Raw genomic sequence first — 26,371 nt, forward strand, 5'->3', positions numbered from 1 at the left:
GAATCAGCAATCATACCTTAGCCATAAGGAGGATTCAAGGATGTTAGAGCAGTTGAAACAGGAAGTACTGGAAGCGAATTTGGACCTGCCCCGCTATAATTTGGTAACGTTTACATGGGGGAATGTCAGCGGTATTGACCGGGAGTCGGGACTGGTTGTCATTAAGCCGAGCGGTGTGGAGTACGACAAGCTGACCCGTGACGATATGGTCGTAGTGGATTTGGAAGGGAACATTATCGAGGGCCGTTACAAGCCTTCATCAGATACGGCCACCCACCTGGTGCTGTACAAGGCTTTTCCGAATATCGGGGGAATCGTGCACACTCATTCGCCTTGGGCGACGGGCTGGGCGCAAGCCGGACGGGGCATTCCCGCACTGGGTACGACACATGCCGATTATTACTACGGAGAGGTGCCATGTACCAGACCGATGACTGAAGATGAGATTCAGGGAGCGTACGAGCTGGAGACGGGGAATGTGATTGTTGAGACTTTTGCAGAACTCAATCCGGATATGATTCCAGGCGTGCTTGTTCACTGTCATGCTCCGTTTAACTGGGGTAAGGATGCACATAATGCTGTGCACAACGCAGTTGTTCTGGAAGAGGTCGCCAAGATGGCATCGCAGAGCTACCAGTTGAACCCTGATCTGAAGCCGATGAGCCAGCAGCTGCTGGACCGCCATTTCCTGCGCAAGCATGGAGCAAATGCCTACTACGGACAAAGCTGAATCTTTTATATAAAGGAGAAATCTCAGATGAGTAAAAAATATGCTATCGGTGTCGACTATGGAACGCAATCGGGACGCGCTGTGCTGGTTGATCTGGCAGATGGGACAGAAGTCGCTGATCACGTAACCCCTTATCCGCATCATGTGATCGACGAGACTCTGCCTGGTACCGGCAAAAAACTGGAGTATGACTGGGCGCTGCAGCATCCGGCTGACTACATCGAGGTATTGAAGCGTTCGGTGCCAGAGGTGCTGCGGGTGTCTGGTATCGATCCTGCGGATGTTGTGGGACTCGGCATTGATTTTACGGCTTGTACGATGCTTCCGGTGAACGACAAAGGAGTTCCGCTGTGCCTGCTGCCGGAATATCAGGAGAATCCGCATAGTTGGACGAAGCTGTGGAAGCATCACGCGGCACAGGATGAGGCGAATGAAATCAACCGGATCGCCGCTGAGCGCGGGGAGAAATGGCTGCCGCGTTACGGTGGTAAAATTTCCTCGGAGTGGATGATGGCTAAAGTATGGCAGATTCTTGATGAATCCCCGGAGATTTATGAGGCAACTGATCAGTTCCTTGAAGCTACGGACTGGGTGATCTCGCAAATGACGGGCAATATTACCCGAAATAGCTGCACGGCAGGCTATAAAGCCATTTGGCATAAAGTGGACGGATATCCGGATAAGGAATTTTTCAAGGCGCTTGATCCAAGGCTGGAGAATTTAACGGAGACGAAGCTGCGCGGTGACATTGTTCCTCTAGGAACCAAAGCGGGTGAGCTTACGCCGGAGATGGCCGAAATGATGGGGCTTGCAGCGGGTACGGCAGTAGCTGTCGGTAACGTGGATGCGCATGCGGCAGTGCCTGCGGTAGGCGTTGTTACACCAGGCAAGCTGGTAATGGCGATGGGCACTTCGATCTGCCATATGCTGCTTGGCGAGACTGAGCGCGAAGTGGAAGGCATGTGCGGCGTGGTCGAGGACGGCATCATTCCGGGATTGTTCGGTTATGAGGCGGGGCAATCGGCGGTTGGTGATATTTTTGAATGGTATGTAGAGGAAGCGGTACCTTCGTACGTGACTAAGGCTGCGGCTGAAGAAGGCGTGAATGTGCATGAGTTGCTGGAGAAACGGGCTGCTGCTTATAAGCCAGGGCAAACCGGACTACTGGCACTGGATTGGTGGAACGGCAACCGTTCTACACTGGTGGACACGAACCTCACGGGTCTGCTGCTCGGCTGTACACTTTTGACTAAGCCTGAGGAAATCTATCGTACCCTGCTGGAAGCTACGGCATTCGGCACCCGTAAAATCGTGGATGCGTTCCATTCGAACGGTGTGGCTGTCGATGTACTGTACGCCTGCGGCGGACTTCCGCAAAAGAACCGTCTGCTCATGCAGATCTACGCTGACGTTACGAACCGTGAGATCAAGGTAGCTGCTTCTAAACAAACTCCGGCGCTTGGTGCGGCGATGTTCGGTGCGGTGGCTGCAGGCGCAGAGAAAGGCGGATATGACTCCATCATGGATGCTGCGGCTAAAATGGCCCGGGTCCGGGAAGAATCATATCTGCCGATTCCGGAAAATGTTGCGGTATACGAGAAGCTGTTCCAGGAATATTCACGGCTGCATGATTATTTTGGCCGCGGTGAGAACGATGTTATGAAACATCTGAAGGCGATCAAAGAAGAAGCATCCCATTAATCAGCGAAGTGCAGCATCTATTCTATCTAACTATTTAGGAGGAATTCATATATGTTAACGATTAAACCGTATCAATTCTGGTTTGTGACAGGAAGTCAGCACTTGTATGGCCCGGAGACGATTGAGGAAGTGAATGAGCATTCCAAAGTGATTACAGCAGGATTGAATGCCGATGAATCGATCCCGTTTGAGATTATTTTCAAGCCTGTTCTGACGACTGCAGATGAAATCCGTAAAATGGCGATTGCCGCCAACACCGATGAAGCTTGTGCGGGGATCATCACCTGGATGCATACCTTCTCTCCGGCAAAAATGTGGATCGCCGGCCTGTCGCAGCTGCGCAAACCGCTTCTTCACTTGGCTACCCAGTTCAACCGCGACATCCCATGGGATACCATTGATATGGATTTTATGAATACGAACCAATCCGCTCACGGTGACCGCGAGTACGGTTTCATCGGCGCCCGTATGGGAATCGCTCGTAAGGTAGTCGTTGGCTACTGGGAAGATCCTGAGGTTAGAGGGCGTGTCGGCAGCTGGATGAATGTAGCGGCAGCTTTTAATGAAAGCCACACCCTGAAAGTAGCGAGATTCGGCGATAACATGCGTTCCGTGGCCGTAACCGAAGGCGATAAAGTGGAAGCGCAGATCAAGCTCGGCTGGACCGTGGACGGCTATGGCGTCGGCGACCTCGTGGAGCGTGTGGATGCTGTGACGGAAGAACAGATTGATGCACTGATGGTGGAGTATGCAGAAAGCTATGATTTTGCTCAAGGTGGAGAAAATGAAGGTTCTGTCCGGGATTCCATCCGCTATCAGGCCCGCATCGAACTAGGATTGAAATCCTTCCTGGAAGAAGGAGGCTACACAGCCTTCATTACAACGTTTGAAGATCTGCACGGGCTGAAGCAGCTCCCGGGTCTTGCGGTACAGCGTCTGATGGAGCAAGGCTACGGCTTCGCGGGTGAGGGTGACTGGAAGACTGCAGCACTCGTGCGCCTGATGAAGATCATCGCAGGAAATAAGGGAACTTCCTTTATGGAAGATTACACTTATCATCTGGACCCGGAAAATGAACTGGTGCTCGGCTCGCATATGCTGGAGATCTGCCCGACGATTGCTGTTGACCGTCCAAGACTCGAAGTGCATCCGCTCGGTATCGGCGGCAAAGAAGACCCTGCCCGCATGGTGTTCAACGGACGCTCCGGTCCAGCACTCAATGCTTCGATTATCGACATGGGCAACCGGTTCCGCCTGCTGGTGAACGAAGTGGAAGGTGTAGAACCGCAGGAAGCTATGCCGAACCTACCGGTAGCCCGCGTGCTTTGGAAAGTGCAGCCAAGCCTGAAAGCAGGCGTGGAAGCCTGGATTCTGGCCGGCGGCGCCCATCATACCGGATTCTCGTATGTTGTGACCACAGAGCAGTTACTGGATTTTGCCGAAATGGTTGGTATTGAATGTGTGGTTATCGATAATGACACGAATACGCGAAGCTTCCGCAATGAGCTGCGTCTGAACGATATCGCCTGGAAGCTGCAATAGCAGTATATATTTCTTCGGAAGAAACGGTGGCTGTCCTTGATTCTAGGGACGGTCAGCCGTTTTTTGCGCAAATCTTGGGGAAAGAAGGGATTGGGGATGGCGGAATTATTAGAGAGAATACGGGCAACAGCGGCAGGTCTTGAGGGAGGAATAGCTTCAGCTCTGCCGCAAGTTATCATTGTGGCGCCGGGTGCGCTGGAGAAGGTAGCCCCATTCATCGTGGAGAACGGATGGAGAGCACCACTGCTCGTAGCGGATGATATAACGTTTCAGGTGGCAGGGAAGAACATATCGCTGGAATGTGAGAATGCAGGAATTGGACTTCAGCGGGTGTTGGTTCTGCCAAACGATGCAGGGGATGTTATCGCGGATGAGGCATCGGTAGTCCAGGTACTATTGGAAGTGCAGAAGCACCAGTGCGACTCTATGATCGTGGTCGGTTCTGGCACACTCCATGATATCGCCAGATATGCGTCGTATAGCGCAGGTATTCCGTTTGTATCCGTACCTACCGCACCATCCGTGGACGGCTTCACTTCAAATGGCTCCCCCCTAATCATCCGCGGAAATAAAGTTACGATCCCTGCGGCGGGTCCCGTGGCGATCTATGCGGATACGGATATTTTGCGAGAAGCGCCTGCTGCCATGGTTGCCGCCGGGTTTGGGGACATGCTGGGCAAATACACTTCTTTGTTCGATTGGAAATTTGGACGTCTGACCGCGGATGAACCGTATTCTGAAGTCGTAGCGGGGATTACTGAACGGGCACTGCTGGCCTGTGTGGAACATGCGGAAGCCATTGGTGGTCGCACAGAGCAGGGAATAGCCGTGTTGACCGAAGCGCTGATCGAATCCGGACTTGCCATACTGCTGTTCGGGCAATCCCATTCCGCATCGGGGGCAGAGCATCATCTGTCGCATTACTGGGAGATGGAGTATATCCGCACTGGCAGAAGACAATTGCTGCACGGGGCTAAGGTAGGTGTGGCTTGCGCAGAAATCGCTACCTTGTACCATGAGCTGGCGGAAGCGCTGGTGCTGCATGGAGGCGATATCCGGGATCAAGTGGTTCAGGAAATCGGAAAGCTCCCGGGGCCGGATGCCATTCGCGGCTTGCTGCGCACCGTTCACGGGCCATCCACGATTGAAGAACTGGGAGTGGATCAGGAGTTGCTCAGCCGAAGTCTGGCAGAAGCACATTTCATCCGGATGAACCGCCATACGCTGCTGCGGGCGCGGAATGAGGGGAAGCTGTAGTAGGGCGTTCATGTAAATTCTAATCAGATCAAGATCAATTGAACTCGGCGATTGACAGTGGTCGGGGATAAATAAGACTCTATGTAAGATAGACTCCAGGATAAACTCTATGATGGATCGGAAAACTCCAAGATAGATGATAAGACGATGCCAGCTTACACGTATAGACACTTCATCTCAACGGGGAAATTACCGAGATGGAGTGGTTTTTTACTGTGCATAAGAAGGAAGGGAGAGAGCTAGAGAAATTAAAGATAAAAGTACCGTTAAATCGGCGTAGACGAACCATTCCAGTGAGATTAACGGTATAAATACCGTTGAATTCAGGAAGAAGTGTGCTACGCAGGTCACGTACGATGATTTTCTGGTAAAGAAGAGAGAATTCTGTAAATTAATGAATATGTAGAGATACGTCAGCCTGCCTAGAAGAACGCGTGTGATGCGCAATCTTCCGGGCCTTTTTGAAAGATAGGATTGATTAGGCTCTATTAAAGCAGAAACATTTCGGCTGTAAGTACCGTAATAACACATAGGCTTCTGTTAGATTAAAGTCCACCTGAGATTCCAGAAAGGAACAACCCCATGACTATAACCCGATGCGCCTGGGTCAACGATGACCCGCTTTATATTTCCTACCATGATGAGGAATGGGGCCAGCCCCTGTATGATGACCGGAAGCTGTTTGAGCTGCTGATGCTGGAAGGAATGCAGGCCGGGTTGAGCTGGTATACGGTTTTGCAGAAAAGAGAACATTACCGAACCGTCTTTGACGGATTTGATCCGGAGAAAATTGTCCTATATGATGAAAATAAGATTGCAGCGCTGATGAATGATCCGGGAATTATCCGCAACCGTCTGAAGATTAACGCGATAATTCATAATGCTGGTGTATATCGGCGCATCTGCGAGGAAGAGGGCAGCTTTGCGGACTACGTCTGGAGCTTTGCAGGTGGCGCCCCCGTGACGAACCACTGGAAGAACAAAGCCGATGTCCCGGCAGTTACCCCGCAGTCTGATGCGATGAGCAAGGCGCTGAAGAAGAAAGGCATGAAATTCGTGGGATCGACGATCTGCTATGCCTATATGCAAGCATCGGGCATGGTGAATGACCATACCGAGGACTGCTTTTGCCGGAACAAAATGTTATACTAGTTAACGGTCACAATTTTAAGGAGGATCATAAAAACGATGTTATGGCATGAATTGACGATACATACAACTGAAGAAGCGCAGGAGATGATCTCCAATTTCTTTTATGAGGCTGGCGCTGGCGGTGTTTCCATTGAGGAATCCGGTACGCTGGATAAAGTAAGGAATACGCGCTACGGAGAACTATATGATGAGCCGCTCAACGATATCCCCGCAGGGGAGGCAGTAATTAAAGGCTACTATTCCGAATCTGTATCCATGGAGGAAGTCATCGCTGAGGTGGCTCCACGGGTTGAAGAGCTGCGAGAGTTCGGGATTGATCCCGGCAAAGCACTGATCTCCTGGAAGACGGTGGATGAGGATGAGTGGGCACATGCGTGGAAGCAGTATTTCAAGCCGCTGCGTGTCTCGGAACGTCTGACCATCAAGCCGACTTGGGAGGAATATACTCCGGCAAGCCCCGATGAAAAGATTATTGAGATCGATCCCGGCATGGCGTTTGGTACGGGCACACATCCAACTACCGCTTTGTGCCTGCGTGCATTAGAGAAAAATATCGCCGGAGGCGAGGAAGTCATTGACGTCGGCACAGGCTCGGGAATTCTGGCAGTTGGTGCAATGCTGCTTGGTGCCAAATCCTTACTCGCTCTGGATCTGGATCCTGTTGCAGTGGAGAGCGCTCGTGAGAATGTGGAGCTCAACCGTATGCAGGAGCGTATTATCGTAAAAGAAAGCGACCTTCTGTCGCTGCTCGGCGGTGAAGGCGCGTCGGACTCGGCGGCTGGGGACATGTGGCCTTCGGCCAGGCCTGGCCATACACTGTCTGAATCTGCAGATGGAATCGTGGCAGCAAAAAGCGACAATCTAGGAGTTACACTGCCTGTGAAGATTGTAGTAGCCAACATTTTAGCAGAGATTATTGTACTGTTCACCGATGATGTCTATCGTGCGCTGCAGTCGGGTGGCCTGTACATTACCTCCGGTATTTACAAGGATAAGGAAGGTTTGGTCGAACAGGCTTTAACGAAATCGGGCTTTGAGATCATTGAAGTAACACGTGAAGATGACTGGGTGGCGTTCACAGCCGGAAAGAGGTAAAGATGGATTCTTTGGATAGATTTATTAGAGTACCGTTGGATCAGCTGCCGTTTCTGCTGCTTAGTATATTGATAGCTTTTACCGTTCACGAATTTGCGCATGCTTATTTTGCCAATAAATTCGGGGATCCGACAGCAAGACTGTTGGGAAGAATGACCCTCAATCCTGCTGTACATTTCGATTTTTTCGGGATTATCCTGCTGATTATTGCCGGCTTCGGCTGGGCGCGGCCTGTTCCTGTTAACCGTGAGAATTTCAGCCGCCCGCGTCTAATGGGGGTTATTGTCTCTGCAGTGGGTCCGATTAGCAATCTGCTCCTAGGTATTCTGGGTTCCCTGATCTATGCGGCGCTGATTGCATCTGGAGTCCTGAGTCCGATTGCTGAAAGCCGTATTCAGGAGGCCGGGCAGATCTTCTTCTACACGTTCATTTCTCTGAATTACTTCCTGTTCTTCTTTAATTTGATTCCGCTGCCGCCTTTGGACGGTTACCGGATTGTTGAGGATATCGCGCCCCGGCCGATTAGAGCCCGGCTGCAGCAGTTTGAGCAATGGTCTATATTCCTCTTTCTGCTGATTCTGTTTATTCCGGTGCTGCAGGCGAATACAATTGCCCCTCTGTATAATTGGGCTTTCCATATGTATATTGATTCGGTGAATTTTTTCTACCAGCTGTTTACCTGAGCCTGAAGCGGTACTACCCAGTTAAGGATAATCGTTGTAAAATAAAATAAACATGGCGGCAGTGGACCTGAGGGTCTGGAATGCCGCCTATTTGACTGAATAAACAACAAGGTGTTGATAATTATGCAGCGGTATTTCGTTGCCCCCGAGCAGTTTAGCGGTGATACAGTAAGAATCGACGGCGAGGATGCCCGTCATATAGCCAAGGTTATGCGCGGTAAGGAAGGGGACAAGCTCATCGTCAGCGACGGGGTTGCCCGTGAGGCGTTAGTAGAGATTGCCCGTATTGAAATAGGTGAGATCACGGCTACCGTACTGGAGCCTTTGGAGATGACCCACGAGGCAACTGTAAAAGTTACCGTGGCTCAGAGTTTGCCGAAGGGCGATAAAATGGAGACGGTCATTCAGAAATGCACGGAGATCGGTGCGGTTGCCTTTGTCCCTTTTCTGTCGGAACGCACCATTGTGCAGTACGACGAACGCAAGGAGAGCAAACGTCTGGAACGGTGGCGCAAAATATCCAAGGAAGCAGCGGAGCAGGCCCACCGGAACAGGGTTCCGGCTGTCCATTCACCGTTATCCTGGAAGAAGCTGCTGCAATCGTTCAAGGATTACGGTGCCGTCTATTTTTGCTATGAGAAGGAAGAAGGATTGCAGCTGAGAAGTGCGGTTGCCCCGTGGACAGCGGCGTTGACCACAGAGTCTGAGCACTCCGTTCTTGTCGTTGTTGGACCTGAAGGCGGATTTAGCGAGGGCGAATGCCGTGAAGCGGAAGAAGCTGGAGCAGTTTCCGTTGGACTGGGGCGGCGCATTTTGCGCTGCGAGACGGCAGGCATGGTTGCTGCCGCCTGTATTTTATATGAATCTGGAGAAATGGGAGGAGCCTAAGAGATGTCATCCGTAGCATTTTATACTTTGGGATGTAAAGTGAACTTTTACGATACCGAAGCCATCTGGCAGCTGTTCAAAAATGAAGGTTACGAGCAGGTAGATTTCGAGGGACCCGCCGATGTGTATTTGATCAATACGTGTACGGTAACCAATACCGGCGATAAAAAAAGCCGTCAAATGATCCGCCGCGCTGTCCGGCGCAATCCGGAAGCCATTGTAGCGGTAACCGGCTGCTATGCTCAGACGTCACCGGGCGAGATCCTGGATATCCCCGGCGTCGACCTTGTCATCGGTAACCAGGATCGGGATCAGATCATGATGCATGTGAAGAACATTCAGGAATCGCGCCAGCCAGTCAATGCTGTCCGCAATATTATGAAGACCCGCGAATTCGAAGAGCTGGATGTACCCGGCTTTGCGGACAAGACGCGGGCATTCCTGAAAATTCAGGATGGCTGCAATAACTTCTGCACCTTCTGCATTATCCCTTGGTCGCGCGGACTGTCCCGTAGCCGTGATCCTAAATCCATCGTGGCCCAGGCTCACCAACTGGTGGAAGCGGGCTATAAAGAATTTGTTCTGACCGGTATTCATACCGGCGGATACGGCGATGATCTGGAGAATTACCGTTTGTCTGATCTTCTATGGGAGCTGGATAAAGTAGAAGGCCTGGAACGGGTCCGCATCAGCTCCATTGAAGCCAGCCAAATCGATGAGAAGCTGCTTGATGTGCTGAACCGCTCCTCCAAAATGTGCCGTCATCTGCATATTCCGCTGCAGGCTGGTCATAATGATGTACTTAAAGGGATGCGCCGGAAATATACGACTGAGGAATATTTCGCCAAGATTCAGCTGATCCGCCAGGCTATGCCGGATGTGGGCATCACAACGGATGTAATTGTTGGCTTCCCGGGTGAAACGGACGAAATGTTCCGGGCTGGTTATGAGTTCATGAAAGCAATCAATTTCTCCGAGATGCATGTATTCCCGTATTCTAAACGTACCGGTACCCCTGCTGCACGTATGGATAACCAGGTGGACGAGGACGTCAAAAATGCCCGTGTACAGGAGCTTATTGACTTGTCCGAGGAGATGCAGCTGGCTTATGCGTCCAGCTTTGTCGGTCAGACGCTGACTGTCATTCCTGAAAGATCAGCCAAGGATGCACCTGCCCGGGATACACAGCATGGATTCACTGACAACTACCTGCAGGTGTTTTTTGCAGGCAGTGATGAGCTGCAGGGACAATTATGCCAAGTGAAGATCACTGAGGCCGGAGTCAATGAATGCCGCGGTGAGCTAGTGAGTACGGAGAACTCCGAAATGAGACAGGCGGAAGTCATCCGCTAAAAAAATTTACAGAATGTCTGCGGACAAGGACTTCATCCCAGTATTCAAGGATGAAGTCCTTGCCCGTATTTTTTTGAAAGGAGCATACCTATGACTCGCAAAGAAATTTCGGCGGGAGGCGTAGTGTACCGTCCGGGAAGCCGGGGTCTAGAAATTCAATTGATCGTGGACCGGTATGGCAAGATATCGCTGCCTAAAGGCAAGATGGAAGCCGGGGAGACGGTCGAACAGACAGCACTGCGTGAAATCAGAGAAGAAACGGGTATTATCGGCGAGACAAGAGCGCTGCTTGATATCATCAAATATACGTATCAGCATCATCTTCATGGCAAGGTGGACAAGGAGGTCCATTATTATCTGGTCGAAGCGGTAGGTGGTGTGACGAAGGCGCAGATCGAAGAGATTACGGCGGTGGAGTGGCATGAACCGGCTGCGGCCTGGGATAGGGCTGCTCATAAAGCATATGCCAATAATGTAGCGATTCTACGCAAGGCGATGACTGCTCTTGGGATCACTGTTGAATAGGCAGAAAGTCCTGAAATCTGACAATCCCAGAAATAAGGTAAACACTTGGACCGGAATTGTCGATATAAGTGGAAGAGTGTGGAAACATTTACGGCCTACAAATACAGCTAAGGAGAGAAATGATGACTGAGACTGTGAACAGGAACATGATGAAATTGCTCCTCATTTTCGTATTATTGACAACTGCTATTTTCCCGGCTGGAGCGTTCGCGGCTACAGGCGATACCGTCTCCATTGATTTTGACAGCTCAACTAAGGTAGAACTTACTGTGGGCCAGACCCCTAAACAGTTGAAGGTGCTTGCCACCATTGAAGGTTCATCGACCAAAAGAGATGTTACAGCTTCGGTAGTTTGGAGCAACTCGGATACAAGTGTAGTTAAGGTTTCGAGTGGTCTGCTCACTCCATTGAACTATGGTTCTGCAAGTATTACAGCTACATATAACGGTGCAGTAACAACGATTGAGGTTGGGGTTAGTCAGCCTTATACGAAACTAACACTTGACCCATCAGCTGATGTTAAATATAAGCTGAATGAGAGTGCCGCTAATCTTATGATTACTGCAACGGCTACGGGCGGGAAGTCCGTAACAACGGAAACAGATGTAACTGAATCGGCAGAATGGATTAGCTCTGACAGCGGTGTATTGACCGTCTCCAAAGGTAAAATGACACTTGTCGGGGATGGTACAGCTACCGTTACCGCTAAGTTCAAAGGGTTGACGGCTTCTTTTAAAGCAACGGTTACACTCCCTTATTCATCGATAACCATTACAGATGCTAAAGGAATAGCGGTACAGGACCTGGAGCTCATTGTTGGTGATACACCAAAGTTATTGGCTGAAACCAAGGAAATCTCCAGTGGGGCTAAAGGCGAAGCTACTACACAGGCATCGTGGTCATCGTCCAATACTGCGGTAGCCACAGTGGATAAGGGTGCTCTGAAAGTACTGTCCACGGGAAAAACAACGATTACAGCAACTTATATGGGTGTAACCTCAGCTGTTGATGTGTATGTCCGCTCGCCTCATGAGGCACTAATTCTTGCGCCGACTTCTGACCAGGCGTTGTTTATGAATGAGAGCCTTAAAGTAAAGGCCACCGTCAGAAGTACAGCTAATGAACCAGAACCGGAACCGGTTACGCAGTCTGCGACCTGGACTTCCAGTAATCCACTCACGGCAACGATCGCAGCAGCAGTTGATGCCGAGAACTATAAATCGGTTACTGCAAAAGCTGTGGGCACCACAACTCTAAAAGTGGAATACCTGGGCCTAAGTAAGTCCATTAAGCTTACGGTTTACCCTACTTTGACCAAGATTGCCGCAGATAAAACTGAACTGGTGTTATACACATCGGATTCCGTAGCGCTGCCAAAGGTTAATGGAACTAAGCTGGATGAAACTACTGTTGACATGAGCGGCGAAATAGAGTGGACTTCTGGTGATGAAGAGGTAGCTAAAGTGAAAGACGGTAAAATCGTCGCCGGATCCCCGGGTACGGTTACGATCACCGGCAAGTTTAAGGGAATAGATAATGTTTCTTCCGAATCCCCTATCCGTAAAGAAACAGTTGCAGTGAAGGTTACGGTTAAGGATAAAGTTCTGGTGCTGGTTGGACCAGAGGATGCTTTTGGCCTGGTGATTGGTGAGGAACAATCGCTCCCTGAAGTGAATGCCGTGATGGAGAGCGGTGAAGAAAAGGACGTAACAGACGAGATTGAATGGACCCTAAGCGGATCTAATGCAGTCATCAAACAGACCGCAAAAGGCAAAGTAATCAAAGGGCTTGTGAAGGGCAGTGCGACGCTTAAAGGAACCTACGGCAACAAGACACTTTCGGTTCCGGTGAAGATCGAGCAGAAGGTAGTTAAACTGGTAGTTGAACCGAATACCCTTGAGCTTAATATCAAAGGCTCTAAATCGATTAAAGTAACTGGGTTCTTCTCTACTGGTAAATCAGCAGTATTCTCTACTTCGATGAACTGGGAATCCTCTGATAATGCTATTGTTTCCGTTAAAGGCAGTACCGTTAAGGCTTTGGCAGAGGGAACTGTGACTCTGAAAGGCTCCTACCAAGGAATTGCTGTCAGTGTCAAAATTACCGTAGTGCCTAAGCTGATGAAGCTGACAGTGGATGAAACCCGTCTCACTTTGGCTCCTGGTGCAGCACAGGCTGTTGTTGTAAAAGCATCGTATGATACCGGTAATACCTCCGTGGTTACGGGCAGCACGATTTGGACAAGCTCGAAGCCTTCCGTAGCGACAGTATCTCCGACTGGTGTCATTACAGCGGTTGCTAAAGGTACGGCTTCTATCAAAGGAAAACTGGGCTCCAAAACCGTAACGGTCTCTGTAACGGTGAAATAATACAATAATCCCGGTATGCAGAAGTATAAAAGATCTGCCAAGCCTTCTTTTCGGGGCTTTGCAGATCTTTTTTAGTTAGAACTGGTGAACCAATTGAAGTATAATGGTACAGCGAAAGCCTCAGGGTATACTGTACAAGACAGCGGGTTATGTCTCCAGTTTCTTTTCCAGTCTGGACCAGACGGGCAGGTAGCACAGCGGCAGTGCCAGAAGCGAGCAGACCACATTGAATATCGTCTGTGAATGGGCGATTTGTGATGCCGGTCCGCCGCCAATCCAGGCAGATAAGCTTTGGAGCTGGCCGATAAAGGGGAAGAACAGCAGAGAACCGCCGACATTGAGCGCAACATGCGACCAGGCAACAAACACGCCCGAGGGTGTTCCGCCGATCGAAGCGATAACTGCGGTGACGCAGGTTCCGATGTTGGCGCCTAGCACAATAGCGATTCCCAGTTCAGGGGGCAGGGCTCCTGATGCTGCGACGCCCATGGCCATGGCGATGACCGCCGCGCTGCTGTGTAGCATTGCGGTTAAGACTGCGCCAGCTGCAAGACCCCATAACGCGCTTGTTGCCGCATGGTTCAGGAACCAGGTGAACAACCCGCTGGTCTGAAGCGCAGGGCCGATCGACTGCATAACCGAAATACCCCATAACACTAGTGCGAACCCGGCGGTGGCCAGACTGATAAATTGGAGATGAAGTGCCGCACTCTGGAAGGATGCACGTATCCGGTTGGGATTAAGCTCTAAGGCGATGACAGTGGCTCCCCAGAGGACAAGTGAACCGGCAAGCAGGTATCCGGCATAGGCACTGATCTGCAGGCCGATAAGCTCCGTGGTCAGGCACGTGCCGATGTTGCTGCCAAGGATGATACCGAGTGTGCGGGCATAGGTGAGTAATCCGGCGTTAACCATGCCTATTGTAATTACTGTAACAGCGGTGCTGCTCTGCAGCAGGGCGGAGAGCAGGCTACTGGCAATCATGCCTTTGAAAGGCGTAGACGTTGCCTGATGTAAAGCACGGGTCAGCATAGGACCGGCAAGCTTGGACATTGCCGCCTCCATCAGTTTCATGCCGGCCAGAAAAATGACCAGACCATATATAACAGGGAACAGCAGATCACGGATCATAGGGACATGCTCCTTTGGACGGAGGTTGTACACCAATATATGAATGCCTCGAAGTGGACATGAATAAAAATATATTTTTATGAACAGGGAGTTGAAGGGATTGGCATCAGTTCGTTTGGAACGCAATCGCAAAAAAAGACTGGAGCTTGCACACCCATGGGTATATGCAGGAGAAGTAGCTTCGGTAGAAGGAGAACCGGAGAACGGCGGTCTGGTTGATGTACTTAACCATCAAGGGCGGTTTCTGGCCGTCGGATATTATAATCCGGCTTCACAAATCCGAGTACGGATAGTATCGCAGACGCCGCTTGCCCGTATGGATCAGGCTTTCTTCAAGGAGCGGTTCACAAGCTGTCTTCAGCACAGAAACCGTTTCCTGCCGGGAGCGGATGCTTACCGGCTGGTGTATGGTGAAGCGGATTTCCTGCCGGGCCTGATCGTTGACCGTTTCGGGGATATTTTAGTCGTGCAGATTTTGACACTAGGTATGGACAAGCACCGCTCGGAGATCGTGGCAGCGCTGGTAGAAGTTATGGCACCTCGCGGAATTTATGAGCGGAGTGATGTCAGCGTACGTGAGCTGGAAGGACTGGAGCAGACGACTGGCGTATTGTACGGGGAATGCCCTCGCCATGTTACCGTATCTGAGAATGAACTGAAGCTCATTGTTGATATCGAACAAGGGCAGAAGACGGGATATTTCTTTGACCAGCGGGAGAACAGAGCTTCCATTGCTCCGCTTATGAAGGGCTGGGGAGGCCGCAGCGGCATCGCACTCAAGGAAACCGAAGGTGAGGATGGTACGCTGCAGATTTTACCGGTCAATAATAACGGTAAGGTCGTAACCTTCCCTTACTGGGATGGTGCGACTGTACTGGAATGCTTCTCCCACACAGGTAGCTTTACCCTGCATGCCTGCAAATATGGCGCCAAGAAGGTAACTTGCCTAGATGTGTCCGCGCATGCGATAGAGAGCGCCAAGGCGAACGTGGAGCTGAACGGCTTCAGCGACAGAGTGGAATTTGTGGTTGATGATGCGTTCCAATATCTCCGCAATCAGGTCAAAGGTCTGGAGGAACGCTCCGAGCGGGCAACCGCTGCTGGAACCGCTCATGGTGCCAAACCGTCAGCCAAAACAGATACCTCGAAGCCGATGACCGCAGGCGGCGGACGCACCTGGGATGTTGTTATTCTGGATCCCCCAGCCTTCGCTAAAACCAAAAGCGCAGTGGCTGGCGCATGCCGTGGGTACAAAGATATTAATCTCCATGGGATGAAGCTGGTGAATGAGGGCGGTTATCTGGTAACCGCGAGCTGTTCTTATCATATGCAGCCGGATCTGTTTCTCTCCACGATCGGTGAAGCAGCCAGAGATGCCGGCAAGATTCTAAGACTTGTGGAATGGCGGGCCGCAGGTAAGGACCATCCGCAAATTCTCGGGGTGGACGAAGGACACTATCTGAAATTTGCTATTTTCGAAGTACGCAGCAAGAATTAATAACATCAAATTTAAGCCGGACAGGGGTTACTCTGTGGGGGGACAAAAGTTCCAATCGCAGAGTACTCCTGTTTTTTTGCAAATTTTTCTAAGTGTATTCCAATGATTTCGGAACGTACGTTCTGTCTTGTTTGAGAGCAGTATGGTATAATCACTACTATATATTTTTTCGTGGGAGGAGTCTGTCAGGATGTCGGTAACCTTTTTAATAGGACGCTCAGGGAGCGGAAAGACTACGAAAATATGGAAAGACATGTCTACCGCCATGGAGCAGGAGCCGTTGGGTGCACCGATGATTCTGCTTGTTCCGGAACAAGGGTCATTCAGTGCTGAGCGCGGGCTGCTGACTACAGCGAATACTCAGGGAAGCATTCGGGCCCATACACTTAGTTTTTCCCGTCTCGCCTATCGTGTTAAGCAGGAGACTGGAGGCAATGGACGTGTTCCGATCAGTGAAGAGGGCAAAAAGATGCTGATCTACAAGATTCTCAGCCGGCATAAGGAGGAGCTTGAGTTGTTCGGAGCTTCGGCAGACCGGCCAGGATTTGTTGAGCGCCTGAACACTTTGCATACCGAGATGAAACGCTGCTGTGTGGGATCGGCCGAGCTGGAACAGCAGTTGTCTAAGCTTGCGGAGTCTACGGGAAAGAACCCTATTCTACAGAGTAAGCTGCATGATTTACGGCTGGTGTTCGGAGATTTAGAGAAGGAAATGTCGCAGCTGTATTTCGACCAGGAAGACAGTCTGGCCGAACTGGCGGAGCATATTCAGGATTCCACTTTTGTGCGCGGAGCAGATATATGGGTAGACGGGTTTCACGGATTTACTCCACAGGAGTTTATGGTAATGCGCCAGTTGATGCTGTATGCGTCGAGTGTGACCATTTCGCTGACCCTGGATAAGCCATACTTGAACGGGATGGTCCCGCATGAATTGGAGATGTTCCATCCTACAGCGGTGACCTATATTAAGCTGCGCGGAATTGCCGAGGAGACAGGGACAGAGATTTGGGATGAAGTATTATCTCCCCCGGTACTGCCTCGTTTTGCGGACCAACCCGTACTTGCTCATCTAGAGAAAGGTTTTGACCGGCGCAAGCACTGGGATGGACAAGAGTTGGCGGAGGAGGGTCTGTGCTTATTCTCCGCTCCATCACGCAGTGTGGAAGTGGAAGGTGTGCTGCGTGAAATTCGGAGACTGGCCCGGGAGGAAGGAGCACAGTACAGCGAAATGGCTGTATTTATGCGCAATCTTGGAGATTACGAATCCTTGGTGACCCCTCTGTTCCGTGATTACGGCATACCGTTTTTTCTCGATCAAAAGGCAAGCGAGCAGCATCACCCGCTCGTGGAATTTATCCGTGCTTCAATGGATGTGGTGCGCCGCAATTGGCGATATGAAGATGTGTTCCGCTGTGTGAAGACCGATTTCCTGCTGCCTGCCGATCAAAGCGTGACCAGAACTGACATGGACAGTCTGGAGAATTATGTGCTGGCCTGCGGCATCCAGGGGTACCGCTGGACTGACGGGAAATCATGGAGAGGGATTCCAAGCCTCACTCTTGAAGGCGACAGAGCGATTGATCAGGATCATCTTGCACTTATGGAGAAATGCCGTGCAGCGGTGACGCTGCCGCTGTCTGCTTTTGAGAAGCGGGTGAAACGTAATATATCTGCACGGGAATTCTGTACTGCTGTATATGAGCTGCTGGTGGATACGGAGGCGGCAGGCATGCTGGAGCGGATGGCTACTAAGGCGCTTTCTGCCTCCCGTCCCGAAGATGCGCGTGAACATCACCAGCTGTGGGGGGCCGTACTTGATCTGCTGGATCAGATCGTTGAGATGATGGGTGAAGAGAAAATGTCTTTTGACATCTTTGCGGGGGTGCTTGAGACAGGACTGGCTGAGCTTCGGATGGGGCTTGTTCCCCCTGCCCTCGATCAGGTACTGGTCGGGAATATGGACCGTACCCGTCCCTCTGGTGTGAAATTTGCCTTTTTGCTCGGATTTAATGAGGGAATCGTACCGGCACAATTTCAGGAAGACGGGGTTCTCTCCGAGGGTGAACGTTTCTATCTGGAAGGTTCCGGGATGGAGTTAGCTCCCGGGTCTTCACGTAAGCTGCTGGATGAAAGATTCCTGATCTATAACGCACTGACAACTGCCGGGAGCAAGCTTTGGATCAGCTATGCTGCCGCCGACGATGAGGGGAAGGCGCTTTTGCCTTCGGAAGTGATTCGTCATTTGCAGATCATGTTCAAGACCTCTACACATCCGCTTCCAGGCACGCCGCTGTCCGGCCGTCCTCCGGAAGAACATATGGAGTATGTCGGTGAGCCGAAAGCGACGCTCCGCATGCTTATTCTGCAGCTTAGGTTATGGCGCCAGGGCGAGGAGATCCCGGAGCTATGGTGGGATGTGTACAACTGGTTCGTACAGAGCAAAGAATGGGGTCCGCAACTGCACAAGCTGCTGAAATCTTTATTTTACCGGAATGACGGCATTCCGCTGAAACGCGGAACAAGTCTGCATCTTTATGGGGGTTCCACATTGCGCGGGAGTGTTTCACGAATGGAGAAGTTCGTATCCTGTTCGTTCGCCCACTATGCTTCGTACGGGTTGAAGCTGAAGGAGCGTCAGCTGTATAAGCTGCAGGCGCCGGATATCGGTCAGCTGTTCCATTCGGCGCTCAGTGAAATGGCGTCGAAACTGCAGCAGGAAGGACGCGGCTGGGGCAGCATGTCGCCTGAGGAATGCCGCCGTGAGGCTGGCGAGACCGTAGACCGTCTGTCCCCGCTCCTGCAAGGTGAAATTCTGCTCAGTTCCAAGCGTTACGGATACATCTCCCGCAAGCTGAAGAGCATAGTCGGTCGGGCTTCAGTCATTCTGGGCGAGCATGCCCGCCGCGGGAGCTTCGAGCCGGTCGGGCTGGAGCTTGATTTCGGACCGGGCAAGCCGCTTCCGCCACTGCGTATTACACTTCCGAACGGCTGTGTAATGGAGATTGTCGGCCGCATAGACCGTGTGGATATGGCTGAAGGAGAAGGTGGTGTGCTGCTGCGGGTCATTGACTATAAATCGAGTCAAAAGGATCTGAAGCTGCATGAGGTGTATTATGGATTGTCGCTGCAGATGCTGACTTACCTTGAAGTGCTGCTTACCTACGCGGAGCAGTGGCTGGGGCGTCCTGCGCTACCGGCGGGAACACTATATTTCCATGTACATGATCCGCTGCTCTCAGCCTCGAACGGAATGAACAGGGAGCAGGCGGAAATGGAGCTTCTGAAGCGGTTCAAAATGAAAGGTCTGCTGACTGCGGACCGGGAAGTTGTTTCCTTGATGGACACGACCCTCGACAAAGGCCATTCCTCCATTGTTCCGGTGGCACTGAAGAGCGACGGGACGTTCTACAGCAGCGCCTCCGTCGCTACACCAGAACAATGGAACCAGCTTCTGACCTCGGTCAGAGGAACAATCACGGAGATCGGTACAAGGATTACGGAGGGAGATGTTGCCATCGAGCCTTACCGCATCCAGCAGGAGACCGCCTGCACCTTCTGTTCATTCCGGCCGGTGTGCCAGTTCGATGAGGCGGTGGAGGGCAACAGGTATCACAATCTCGGTAAGCCGGGGAAAGAAGCGATCTGGGATATGTTGTCCCGTAATGAAGGAGGAATCAAGCCGTGAACATAGCAGCAAAGCCGGAAGGAAGCATATGGAGTGACGACCAATGGAGGGCCATTGCGGAGAGCGGCGATGATATTCTGGTTGCGGCGGCAGCAGGCTCAGGTAAAACTGCGGTTCTGGTAGAACGAATTATCCGCAAAATAAGCGATGAGAACAGCGGTTTCAGTGTAGACAAGCTGCTGGTAGCCACCTTTACGAAGGCAGCCGCCTCCGAGATGCGCCAGCGTATCCGTGAAGCGCTGGACCGGGAGCTAGAGAAGGATTCCGGGAATGACCATCTGCGGCGTCAGCTTGCCCTGCTGGGCAAAGCGTCCATTACGACGCTGCATTCATTCTGCCTTGAGGTGATCAGGAGATATTATCAGCAGATTCCGATTGATCCGGGATTCCGCATCTTGAACGAGCATGAAGCAGAGATGATGCGCCAGGAGCTGCTGGAGGAGCTGTTCGAAGAAAAGTATGGTGAAGCCGGAGAGGACGGCGTGTTTGTAACGCTGGTCGACTGGTTCAGCGGAGAACGTACCGATGATGCCATGCATGCACTGGTACAACGGCTGCATGACTTTGCCCGCAGCCATCCCTGGCCGGCAAACTGGCTGAAGGATATGGCTGCTGCGTTCTCGGTACATGATACGGAGCAATTGGGGCGCACCCGTTGGGTACAGAGTATTCTGGAAGAAGCCATGCTTACGCTGGATGGGGCGGTCAGCCAGCTGCGCCAAGGACATGATATTGCGCTCCAGCCGGGAGGTCCGGCGCCATATGCCGAGAATCTGGCTGCAGATCTGGAAATGGTACTTGGCCTGCGTGATGCCGTAATTCATCAGCCCTGGTCAGAGCTCTATGAGATCTTCCGCGGAGCATCATTCGGAAAGCTGAAGCCTTGCAAAAAGGATGCTACAGATCCGGTACTGCAATCGAATGTCAAGGAACTCCGGGACGGAGTCAAGAAAGCGATTGATGAGCTGCAGAACGCCCTCTTCGGACGTACAGCTGAGAATTTCCTGGCTGAAATGCATCAGGCTGCTCCGCTTATGGAGGAGCTCTCTGCCACCGTAATCGAATTTGGCGAGCGTTATCAGAAGGAGAAGGCTGGCAAAGGGATGGTGGATTTCAGTGACTTGGAGCATTACTGCCTGCAAATTCTGCGGCATCCCGATTCACTCCCCGGCCATCCGCAGCCGTCTGATGCGGCCATGGAATACCGTGCCCAATTTGACGAGGTATTGCTGGACGAATATCAGGATACCAATAGTGTGCAGGAAGAGATCGTGAGGCTGATCTCCAGAGAAGACCCGGGTAACCGTTTTATGGTTGGCGACATGAAGCAGAGCATTTACAGGTTCCGGCTCGCGGAGCCGGGGCTGTTCCTGGAGAAATACCGCAGCTTTGGCCAGAACGGCGAAGCATTGAATGAGATTGCGGCTGCCCGGTCCCCGGAGGCGAATACTGCAGAACTTCCTTCAGAAGAAGTCAAGCTACAGCTTAAGAATAGCCTTCCTGGCGGAAAGGTTATTGATCTGGCTAAGAATTTCCGCAGTCGTCTTGAGGTAGTGAACGCTGTTAATATGCTGTTCCGGCAGATTATGAATGAAACAGTAGCGGAAATCGGCTATGACAAGCGGGCGGAGCTGGTATATGGTGCGAATTTTCCGGGTGCTGCCGAGAATGGGCCGGATGTATCTTTTGCGCCGGAACTTCTGCTGATTGACCGAGGGGCTACGGGAGCAGGGAAACCGGAAGAAACCGCGGAAGACGATGAAGCGCCGCAGGGCGATAATGAAGCTGCCGAAAGTGAAACTGCCCAGCTCGAAGCGAGGGCTATTGCCCGCCGCATCATGCAGATGACCGGGATGACCGGCAGCTCTCCACTGCTTGTGTATGACAAGAGTCAGAAGGTGATGCGTCCGGTCGTATACGGCGATATGGTCATTCTGCTCCGGTCTGCCCGGATGTGGACTCCGCTGATGATAGAGGAGCTCCGGCTGCAAGGGATTCCGGCTTTCGGCGATCAGAACAAGGGTTATTTCCAGGCGACGGAAGTCGAGATCGCGCTGTCCCTGCTTAAAATCGTGGATAATCCACGGCAGGACATCCCGCTGGCCGGAGTGCTTCGTTCTCCGGTTGTCGGTCTGAGCGAAGAAGATCTGGCCATCGTCCGGCTACAAAGCGGAGGTTCGTTCTATGAAGCACTTCAAGCGGCGAAGGGTGATCATTCTGGTCAGGAAATATCTGCCGGGGAACAGGGGCCTGATTCACCTGAAATTGGGGGTGCTACTGACGGGACTGCGATCGAGGATTCTAGTGGAACGGACAGTACAGCTATCGAAACATTGGAAATTGATCACACCGATAGGATTGGTACTCTTGCTGGGATAACGGACAGTGTGCCAACTGTAATAACAGTTGCTGATCCTTCTTCAGCGGACAGGGAGATTCCGCAGTTAACAGGTCGGCTGCGTTCCCGGCTGAAAGGTTTTGTGAAGCAGCTCGAAAGCTGGAGGGACGAAGCGCGTCAGGGCAGTCTGAGTAACCTGATTTGGCGTATTTATGCCGAAAGCGGTTATTTGGAATGGGTTGGCGGTCTGCCCGGAGGAGCGCAGCGCCAGAATAACCTGAAGGCTTTATATGAACGGGCGGTCCAGTTCGAGAAGGACACTTCGGCGAGAGGATTATTCCGCTTTCTCGTCTTTATTAACCGTCTTCGTGAGAACGGGGGCGATCTTGGCATTGCCGGGGGAAGCGGCGAAGAAGGCAGCGGTGTTCAGATCATGACCATCCATAAAAGCAAGGGGCTTGAATTCCCCGTCGTTTTTTTGGCTGGAATGGCCAAGGCGTTTAACCGGCAGGACTTGCACGCTGCTTTCCTGATGCATAAAGAACTTGGCTTCGGCCCCCGGTTTGTCGACCGGGAGACCCGTGTCAGCTATCCGACGCTCCCTTATCTGGCCATTACCCGTCGTTCACGGCTGGAGCTGCTCGCGGAAGAAATGCGGGTACTTTATGTCGGGCTGACCCGGCCGAGAGACAAAATGATTCTGGTAGGTACACTCCGCGACCTTCCGCGCAAGTTGGCCAATTGGGCTTCTTTGCAGGACCGAGAGGAGTTAATGCTGGCGGATCATCTGCTTGCCCGGGGGCGCAGTTATCTGGACTGGGTCGGTCCGGCGCTGATCAGGCATCCCGGAGCGGCGATCCTCCGTAAGCTTGCCGCGAGGGAAGGTGCGGTATCGACAGTACTGCATGGCGATGTCTCCAACTGGAGCATCAGCGTAACCGATGCGGCGAGTCTGAGCGCCGGCTCCCTAGTCGCAACTGATGGAGAAGAGAGTGATCAAGAGAAACGCAATGCGGCCCTTGAAGCGCTCCGTAAGGGTACATCTCTTCCATCGCAGTCCAAACAGTTCGCAGCCGAAGCTGCCGGAAGACTGGAGTGGGCGTATTCCTTCGCGGCAGGTGCGGTGATTCCTGCCAAAACCTCGGTTACGGAGTTGAAGGCGCTGCTGTCAATGCAGGAACAGCCATCCTTTGACCGGCTCGAAGCCGAGGAGGAATACCGTAATAGAAATACTGCTGAGATGAGGCCAAAGTCAGGTGCAGACCATTTACATCTGAGACGTCCGAAATTCATGGAGAAACGGAGCATGACGCCGGCAGAGCGGGGGACTGTTCATCACACGTTGATGCAGCATATTCCGTTGGATGGTAGTGTAGATGGCGTAACCGTGGAGGAAACGCTGGCACGGCTTGTCCGTACCGGCATACTAACGGACGAGCAGGCGAATGCGGTGAACTCTTCTGCGATATTGGATTTTTGCCAAAGTGAGCTAGGTACGAGGCTGATCGCCTCCACATGGAAGAGAAGAGAGCTGCCTTTCAGCTATATGGTTCCGGCGGTAGAAGCATACCGCGGGCTTGATTTCCTGGATGAGGCTGTTCAGGGACTGTCTCCGCAGGATCACTCGGGCAATAAACCGCAGGGCGTGTTGATTCAGGGTGTCATCGATTGTCTGTTCCGTGAAGGAGAACGGCTGATTTTGCTGGATTACAAGACGGATACGGTACTGGAGCACAGAGGGGGGCTGGAAGCCCTAACACAAAAGTACAGCTTCCAGCTGGAGCTGTACGGCAAGGCGTTGCATGATATTTTAGGTGAAGAGATTAGTGAGACCTGGCTGTACTTTTTGGACGGCGGTCATGCTGTGCGTGTATAGTATAGGATTTGAATGACCAGATTCGTTGCTTTGAGCAAAAAGAGAATTAAAGAAAGATTAACTAGATCGCTTGATCAGCGGGGAAAGAGGAACAGAATGCGGATACTGCATACGGGCGATTGGCATTTGGGCCGGACGCTCGAAGGAAGAAGCCGGATGAAAGAACAGGAGGAGTTCATCGATGAGCTCGTCCGGATAGCGGATGAAGAACAGGCGGATGTAATCCTGATGGCCGGTGATGTCTATGATTCTGTCAATCCTCCGGCAGCGGCAGAGCAGCTGTTCTACGAGGCTGCTGCGAGATTGACCACAGGCGGCAGGCCGCTTGTAGTCATCGCGGGCAATCATGACCAGCCGGAGCGGGTCTCTTCGGTATCCCCGCTGGTATCAAGACAGGGAATTACGTTGGTAGGATTACCTACGACAGAGCCGGTAACGGTGCAGGCCGTGCGTACTGGAGAGATTGCCAAAATTGCCGCACTTCCCTATCCTTCGGAAGCCCGTCTAGGTGAGCTGCTGGCCGGTGACGGTGATGAAACTCAGCTTAGGCTGGCTTATAGCGCGCGTGTCGGCAGGTTGATGCAGCTGCTGGGCAGGGAGTTTACTCCGCAGACGGTAAATCTGGCGATGAGCCATATCTATGTGCTCGGCGGCGTCGAGAGCGATTCCGAGCGGCCGATTCAGGTAGGGGGCGCCTACACGGTAGATCCTTCGGCCCTTTATTCAGGCGCGCAATATACGGCGCTTGGGCATCTGCACCGCGCTCAGCGGGTCAAAGGAGACGGCATGATCCGCTATAGTGGATCGCCGCTTGCCTACAGCTTCTCTGAAGCGGGTCAGGCTAAATCAGTGACTATGGTTGAGATTGTGCCTGGCGGCGAACCGGTATTTGAGGAAATCTATCTTCGCTGCGGGCGTCCGCTCGTCAGATGGAATGCGGCAGGCGGGCTAGAGGAGGTCTACCGCTGGCTGGATGAAGGAAGGGATGAAGCGGCTTTTATCGATCTGGAGATCCGCCTGACGGAAGCCATGTCAATGAACGATATCCAGCGGCTGCGTAAGTCGCGGGAAGGGATAATACATATCCGGCCGGTGTATCCCCAAATGGAAGGGGAATTGGAGAGTTCCCAGCGATCAAGGATGCCGATTCAGGAATTATTCCGTAAATTCTATCAGAGGCAAAGTGGCGGAGCAGAGCCGGATGATAGTCTGGTAGAACTGTTTCTTCAGCTTGCAGAGGAAGATCCGCGTGAGCTGGGCGAAGGGGAGGAGAATTAGGTGAAGCCGATACTATTGAAAGTAGCCGGACTGCAGAGCTACCGGGAGCAGCAGGAGATTGATTTTGAGAGTCTGTGCGAAACCGGGCTATTCGGTATATTCGGGCCGACAGGAAGCGGGAAATCAAGTCTGCTGGATGCGATTACGCTGGCCATGTACGGCAAGGTGGAACGTGCGGTTAACGGAACACAAGGCATTATGAACCACTCCGAGGATTCGCTCAGCGTATCCTTCACCTTTGAGTTAACCTCTTCCGAAGGTGCCCACCGTTACCGTGTCGAGCGGAGGTTCAAACGTACCGGAGAACAATCCGTCAGCAATACAATCAGCCGATTTGTGGAAGTGACAGCCGGCGGCGAACAGGTCCTCGCAGATAAGCTGGCGGATGTAACCCGCTGTGTAGAGGATAAGATCGGACTGAAAATGGATGACTTCACCCGGGCGGTCGTGCTCCCGCAGGGGAAATTCGCCGAGTTCCTTTCGCTGCGCGGCGTTGACCGGCGGCAAATGCTTCAGCGGCTGTTCCATCTGGAGCAGTACGGCGACCATCTGGCCATTAAGCTTAGCCGCAGAGTGAAGGAGAACGAAGCGGCTCTCCGCGCACTTGAAGCTGAACAACAAGGGCTGGGAAATGCGGGCGAACAGGATGTGAAGGCGGCGGAAGAACGCCTGGAGGAAGCGGTGCGGCATGCAGCGGAATGCCGCCGCAGACTTGAGCTTGCGGTCAAGGCGTACGAGAAGCACGCCAGAATCCGTGAGCTGCAGGAGGAGCGGGAACGCCGTGAGCTGCAGCGTCAGAGTCTGCTATTGCAGGAGAATGACATTCTCCTGCTGGAGAACAGGCTCGGCCAAGCCGACGAGGCCGAGAAGCTCCTTCCCGCGCTGAAGGCCTGGCGGGAAGCTGAGAACGCTTGGCGCGGCTGCTTGGCCCGCGCCGAGGCGCTTGAGTCGCAGGCAGCCGCTTCTGCCGGCGAGGCCGCGCGGGCAGCTGCCGCTGAAACCGCGGCGCTGTCTGCCCTTGCGGCGGAAGAACCGGCCCTCCGCGAGGGGGCCGACAGCTACCGCCGCGCGCTCGAGCTGGAAGCCGAGCTCGCCCTGCTCCGGCGCGAGCTGGCTTCGCTTAGCGAGCGCCGCGGCGGGGCCACCCGCAGGCTGGAAGCCCTGCGGGAGGGCATGGCCCGGGAGCGGGAGCTTTTGGCCAAGGGCCAAAAGCGGCAGCAGGAGCTGCAGGCGCAGCTCCTGCCGCTGGCCGTCCGCTCCCAGGACC

17 protein-coding genes are annotated in these 26,371 nt (G+C 52.5%); 16 read left to right on the plus strand and 1 reads right to left on the minus strand.

The window, feature by feature from the left end:
• The first annotated feature begins 40 nt into the window (after positions 1 to 40).
• The 11 genes from araD (at position 41) to ACAN55_RS16700 (ending at position 13,295) form a co-directional block, all read left to right on the plus strand.
• A complete protein-coding gene (araD, locus tag ACAN55_RS16650; protein WP_379135113.1) occupies positions 41 to 730 on the plus strand; it encodes an L-ribulose-5-phosphate 4-epimerase in 690 nt (229 codons plus the stop codon).
• Positions 731 to 757: 27 nt separating this feature from the next.
• A complete protein-coding gene (locus ACAN55_RS16655) occupies positions 758 to 2,431 on the plus strand; it encodes a ribulokinase (protein WP_379135115.1) in 1,674 nt (557 codons plus the stop codon).
• Positions 2,432 to 2,482: 51 nt separating this feature from the next.
• Complete coding sequence (gene araA, locus ACAN55_RS16660) at positions 2,483 to 3,973, plus strand: L-arabinose isomerase (protein ID WP_379135118.1); 1,491 nt, start codon at positions 2,483 to 2,485, stop codon at positions 3,971 to 3,973.
• Positions 3,974 to 4,069: 96 nt separating this feature from the next.
• Positions 4,070 to 5,230, plus strand: coding sequence for a sn-glycerol-1-phosphate dehydrogenase (locus tag ACAN55_RS16665; RefSeq protein WP_379135120.1), 1,161 nt, complete (start codon positions 4,070 to 4,072; stop codon positions 5,228 to 5,230).
• Positions 5,231 to 5,812: 582 nt separating this feature from the next.
• Positions 5,813 to 6,382: a DNA-3-methyladenine glycosylase I gene (locus ACAN55_RS16670; protein WP_379135123.1), complete on the plus strand. Its 570-nt coding sequence runs from the start codon at positions 5,813 to 5,815 to the stop codon at positions 6,380 to 6,382.
• Between the two features lie 36 nt (positions 6,383 to 6,418).
• Positions 6,419 to 7,477 carry a 50S ribosomal protein L11 methyltransferase gene (gene prmA, locus ACAN55_RS16675; RefSeq protein WP_379135126.1) on the plus strand — a complete coding sequence of 353 codons (1,059 nt, stop codon included), beginning with the start codon at positions 6,419 to 6,421 and terminating at the stop codon, positions 7,475 to 7,477.
• Positions 7,478 to 7,479: 2 nt separating this feature from the next.
• Positions 7,480 to 8,160, plus strand: coding sequence for a site-2 protease family protein (locus ACAN55_RS16680; protein WP_379135129.1), 681 nt, complete (start codon positions 7,480 to 7,482; stop codon positions 8,158 to 8,160).
• A 123-nt stretch (positions 8,161 to 8,283) separates the two neighbouring features.
• On the plus strand, positions 8,284 to 9,048 hold the full coding sequence (locus tag ACAN55_RS16685; RefSeq protein ID WP_379135132.1) for an RsmE family RNA methyltransferase: 765 nt from the start codon (positions 8,284 to 8,286) through the stop codon (positions 9,046 to 9,048).
• A 3-nt stretch (positions 9,049 to 9,051) separates the two neighbouring features.
• Positions 9,052 to 10,401 carry a tRNA (N(6)-L-threonylcarbamoyladenosine(37)-C(2))-methylthiotransferase MtaB gene (gene mtaB, locus ACAN55_RS16690; RefSeq protein WP_379135136.1) on the plus strand — a complete coding sequence of 450 codons (1,350 nt, stop codon included), beginning with the start codon at positions 9,052 to 9,054 and terminating at the stop codon, positions 10,399 to 10,401.
• Positions 10,402 to 10,491: 90 nt separating this feature from the next.
• Positions 10,492 to 10,926 carry an NUDIX hydrolase gene (locus ACAN55_RS16695; protein ID WP_379135139.1) on the plus strand — a complete coding sequence of 145 codons (435 nt, stop codon included), beginning with the start codon at positions 10,492 to 10,494 and terminating at the stop codon, positions 10,924 to 10,926.
• Between the two features lie 146 nt (positions 10,927 to 11,072).
• Entirely contained in the window at positions 11,073 to 13,295 is a 2,223-nt protein-coding gene (locus tag ACAN55_RS16700; protein WP_379135142.1) for an Ig-like domain-containing protein, read from the plus strand.
• Positions 13,296 to 13,442: 147 nt separating this feature from the next.
• Here ACAN55_RS16700 and ACAN55_RS16705 read toward each other — a convergent pair whose 3' ends face one another.
• Positions 13,443 to 14,426: a Na/Pi cotransporter family protein gene (locus ACAN55_RS16705; protein WP_379135145.1), complete on the minus strand. Its 984-nt coding sequence runs from the start codon at positions 14,424 to 14,426 to the stop codon at positions 13,443 to 13,445.
• Between the two features lie 100 nt (positions 14,427 to 14,526).
• Here ACAN55_RS16705 and ACAN55_RS16710 point away from each other — a divergent pair, with 100 nt between their 5' ends.
• The 5 genes from ACAN55_RS16710 to ACAN55_RS16730 form a co-directional block, all read left to right on the plus strand.
• Positions 14,527 to 15,924, plus strand: a complete 1,398-nt coding sequence (locus tag ACAN55_RS16710) for a class I SAM-dependent rRNA methyltransferase (RefSeq protein WP_379135149.1) — start codon at positions 14,527 to 14,529, stop codon at positions 15,922 to 15,924.
• A 190-nt stretch (positions 15,925 to 16,114) separates the two neighbouring features.
• Positions 16,115 to 19,612, plus strand: a complete 3,498-nt coding sequence (addB, locus tag ACAN55_RS16715) for a helicase-exonuclease AddAB subunit AddB (protein ID WP_379135152.1) — start codon at positions 16,115 to 16,117, stop codon at positions 19,610 to 19,612.
• A complete protein-coding gene (locus tag ACAN55_RS16720) occupies positions 19,609 to 23,826 on the plus strand; it encodes a UvrD-helicase domain-containing protein (protein ID WP_379135155.1) in 4,218 nt (1,405 codons plus the stop codon). The genes addB and ACAN55_RS16720 overlap by 4 nt, the downstream gene beginning before the upstream one ends.
• A 96-nt stretch (positions 23,827 to 23,922) precedes the next feature.
• A complete protein-coding gene (locus ACAN55_RS16725; RefSeq protein WP_379135157.1) occupies positions 23,923 to 25,104 on the plus strand; it encodes an exonuclease SbcCD subunit D in 1,182 nt (393 codons plus the stop codon).
• On the plus strand, positions 25,105 to 26,371 hold a 1,267-nt coding region (locus ACAN55_RS16730), incomplete at its 3' end, for an AAA family ATPase (protein WP_379135161.1).

Origin of the sequence: Paenibacillus oryziterrae, from assembly GCF_042610485.1 — a bacterium.
GTDB lineage: Bacteria > Bacillota > Bacilli > Paenibacillales > Paenibacillaceae > Paenibacillus_AQ.